We start from the raw sequence: 3,672 nt of genomic DNA, 5'->3' as shown, positions 1-3,672 counted from the left end.
GCCCGCGGGGTTGGGGGCCCCGCTCGCCGGGGGGCCCACCGGCTCCGGGTCAGCCGACGATCTGGCGGAGCTGGTCGAGCAGCTCGGCTCGGCTGGTGCAGCCCAGGCGCTGCCGGATGCGGGCCACGTGGTGCTCGACGGTCTTGGCGGAGATGAACAGCCGGTCGCCCACCTGCTTGTAGGTGAGCCCGCCGACGACCAGCTCGGCGACCTCGCGCTCGCGGTCGCTGAGCTTGCCGGTCTCCTGCCCGGTCTCGGGCTCGACCGGCTTGCGCCCGCCCAGCGGCCTGCCCTGGAGCAGCCGCGCGCAGTCGAGCAGCCGGACCATGGCCTGCCGGTCGGAGGTGCGGATGGCGGCCTGGCCCGCGAGGCGGGCGGCGTCCCACCACTGGCCCGCCGCGTGCAGCCCGCGCGCGGCCTGCTCGACCTGGTCGGGGTCGACCTTGCCCGCGAGCACGTCGAGCCAGCTCTCGGCGGCGCGGGAGACGATCGCGCAGTAGCGGCCCGAGTCGCGGTGGGCGGCGAGCGCGGCGGCGTGCTCCTCGGCGGCCGGGATCTCCTCGGTGATGATCGCGGCGTGCAGGCCGCTCCAGTGCAGCGGCACCGCCCACAGCGCGGGGTTGCCGAGGCCGCGCAGCAGGTCCTCGGCGGCGGCCAGGTGCGGGGCGAGGCGGTGCTGGTCGCGCAGCCGGGCGGCGGCTGCGGCGAACTCGCCCAGCGGCAGGAACGTGTACAGGTCGACGGGGTGGCGCAGCACCGCCTCGCAGGCCTGCTCCCAGGTGCGCTTGAGGGTGGGCAGGTCGCTGTTGCGGCGGGCGATGCCGATCTCCAGCGCCACCGCGAAGATCCAGTCGCGGGGTTCGAGGGGCCGGTTCGCCCTGCGCAGCGCGGTGATCGTCTCGCGGGCGCGCTCCAGGTTGCCCCGGCCCATGGCGATCCAGGCGCGCAGCAGCCGGTGCCGCACGGCCATGAGCGAGCCGCCGAGGCCGGAGGCGACGGCGCGGTCGAGCGCGGACTCGGCGACCACCGGCTCGCCGCTGTGCAGCGCGACCAGCGCGGCGAGGGCGGCGGGCGAGTCGGGCAGCAGCACGCCCGCGCCCGCCGGTTCCAGCAGGCCCGAGGCCCTGACCAGGGTGGACAGCGCGGTGGTGGGGCTGCCGGTGACCGATTCCAGGACGCCGTGCGCCATCAGCGAGGCGGCTCCGCCGAGCAGGGTGGGCGGGGCGGGCGGCAGCGGCGCGACCGGGAGCGCGCCGACGCCGATCTGGCCGATGTGCGCGAACGCGGTGGAGGTGGCGCTGGGCGACCACCGGTGCAGCTCGGTGCTGCGGGCGAGCTGGCCCCGGTGGGCGAGGGCGATGGCCGCGACCTCGGCGGCGGCGCCCCGGTGGGTCTGGTCGCCGCCCGCGACGACCCGGTCGGCCAGGCGCAGCGCGGAGTCCAGGTCGCCCGCCATGGCGGAGGCGGTGGCGTGCCGGACGGCCACCTCGGGGGTGGGGGTGCCGATGGCGGCGAGCAGCCGGGCGGCGAGCGCCGGGTCGCTGGGCAGCGCCTCGGCGGCGGCGGCCGTGAACAGCTCGGACAGCTCGGGGCCGGGGGCGGTGAGCAGCGGCCGGACCAGGTCGAGCACGGGTCCGCCCACGCGCAGCTGGGACTCGGCCAGCGCGCGGCGCACGGCGATGCGCCGGTCGGTGCGGCTGAGGGCGGCGACGGCGGTGCGGGCCACCGGCAGCAGGGTGCCGTCGGGGGCGAGCAGGCCGGTGGCGCGGGCGGCGTCGATGACGTCGGCGACCCGGTCGGCGTCCCCGCCGAGCAGCGAGCGCAGCAGGTCGAGGCGCAGGGCGGCCCCGGCCTCGGCGGCGAGGAGGAACTTCTGGGCGTCCGGGTCGAGCCAGTCCAGGTCGGCGCGGAAGGAGGCGATGACGTCCGGGGTCAGCTCCGGCGAGGTCAGCCCGGAGAGCCGGGCGACGAAGCGGGGCACGCCGCCGGTCTGCTGGTGGACGAAGTCGACCAGGGCGCGGCCGGTGGACGGGGGCAGGGCGTGCCTGACCTGCTCGCGGGTGAGCGGGGCGGGCAGGTGGGCGGGGCGGACGCGGCCGAGCGACTCGGCGAGCGCGGCCAGCGCGCGGGAGCGCGGCCACGGCCGGTAGGCGACGACGACGGAGGTGTCGCCGCGCTCGACCAGGGCGCGCAGGGCGCGCAGCTCGTCGTCGCCGAGCAGGTGCGCGTCGTCCACGGCGGTGACGTCGGCGCCGTTCTGCGCGAAGGCCCGCTCGACCTCGCGCAGCAGGGTGGTCTTCCCGTGCCCGCCGGGCGCGAGCACGCCGAGGCGCAGGACCGCGCCGGGGTTCGCGGCGATCTCGTCGAGCAGGGCGCGGGCCGCGGTGTCCAGGACGGGCTTGGGGGGAGTCGTCATGCGGTGGCTCAACGGCCGTCCTCGTCGTGTCGGGTGCGGTGTCGGGGGTCGCGCTCGGACCGGCCGCCTCGGCGGGAGCGGCCGATGGGGGCGAGGCCGCGGCGCACGACCCGCTTCACCGACAGGGGGGTGGGCAGGTCGAGCGGGGTGATCTCGACCGGGGGGCGTGGCGGGGGCGCGGCGCTCTCCGCGTCGTCCCAGGCGAGCTGGCCGACGGGGAAGCGCAGCGACGGGTCGTCCCCGTGCACGAGCACGGAGGTCTCGCCGTGGTCGGGGCCGGTGTCCGGGCCCAGGAGCAGCCGCCTTCCCGCGAGGGCGGCGCCCCGGACCGCGCAGGCCTCGGGGGCGGCGGCCAGCACGAGCCTGCCGGGCACGGCGGCGGCGACGGCGGAGGCCAGCAGCGGCGTCCTGGCGGTGCCGCCGACCAGGGCGATCGCGTCGGGGCGGTGGCCCCGGCACAGCCGCTCCAGGCCGCGCACGGCCAGTTCGACGCCCGGCCTGGCCAGCTCCTCGAAGCGCTCCCTGGTCAGCTCGACGTCGACGCGGCCGTCCGGCAGGTGCACCGGGACGGCCGTGACGGGCACGCCGGACAGGACGCGCTTGGCGGACTCGCAGTCCCGGCGCAGCCTGGCGACGGCGGGCAGCAGGTGCGGCTGCGCCGGGTCGAGGCCGCCGAGCTCGGCGGCGACGTGCGCGAAGACCAGGTCGTCCAGGTCGGCGCCCGCCCACCGGTCGGCCTCCTCGGACCACGCGAGCAGCTCGTGCTCGACGTTCGGGGCGAGGCGGACCAGCGCGGAGGTGGTGGCGTGGCTGCCGACGCCCAGCACCGCGAGCAGGCCGGCGCGGGCCCGGTGGTTCTCGGCGTGGTCGGCGGCGACGGCCAGCGGTTCCGGGAGCAGGGTGACCCGCGCGAGCCCGGCGTCGCGCAGGGCCGCGTGGACCAGCGCCCTGGCGTGCGGGCCCCAGCCTGGTGGGTGGGACAGCACGACGTGCGCGGGCGGCTCGCCCTCGCGCTCGGCCACGCGCCGGGCGACGTGGGCGACGAGCAGCCCGACGAGCTCCTGGGGGGTGCACGGGTCCGCGCCCAGGACGACGGGGACGTCGTCGCCGACCCGGCGGACGAAGTCCGAGGCGGTCCAGCGCGGGTCGCCCGGCTCGCCCACCGGGGAGTCGCCGTCGGGGGGGCGGTGGAGGCCGGTGGGGGCGCCGCCGCCCCGGCCGCCCCGGCCGCCGACCTCGGCTTAGGCGCGGCCCGC

The 3,672-nt window shown here is 78.7% G+C and carries 2 protein-coding genes; both read right to left on the bottom strand.

Going from position 1 to position 3,672, the window contains the following annotated elements; all coding sequences use genetic code 11:
• Positions 1–49 precede the first annotated feature (49 nt).
• Entirely contained in the window at positions 50–2,416 is a 2,367-nt protein-coding gene (locus ACTUAL_RS16205; protein ID WP_440900847.1) for a helix-turn-helix transcriptional regulator, read from the bottom strand.
• A gap of 8 nt (positions 2,417–2,424) precedes the next feature.
• Positions 2,425–3,579 (bottom strand): Hsp70 family protein, encoded by a 1,155-nt coding sequence (locus ACTUAL_RS16200; RefSeq protein ID WP_440900846.1) that lies wholly within the window; start codon positions 3,577–3,579, stop codon positions 2,425–2,427.
• Between the last annotated feature and the right edge of the window lie 93 nt (positions 3,580–3,672).

It is taken from the genome of Actinosynnema sp., from assembly GCF_052038725.1.
The sequence above is the reverse complement of the archived record's forward strand: the minus strand, read 5'-3'. Positions and strand labels throughout refer to the sequence as shown.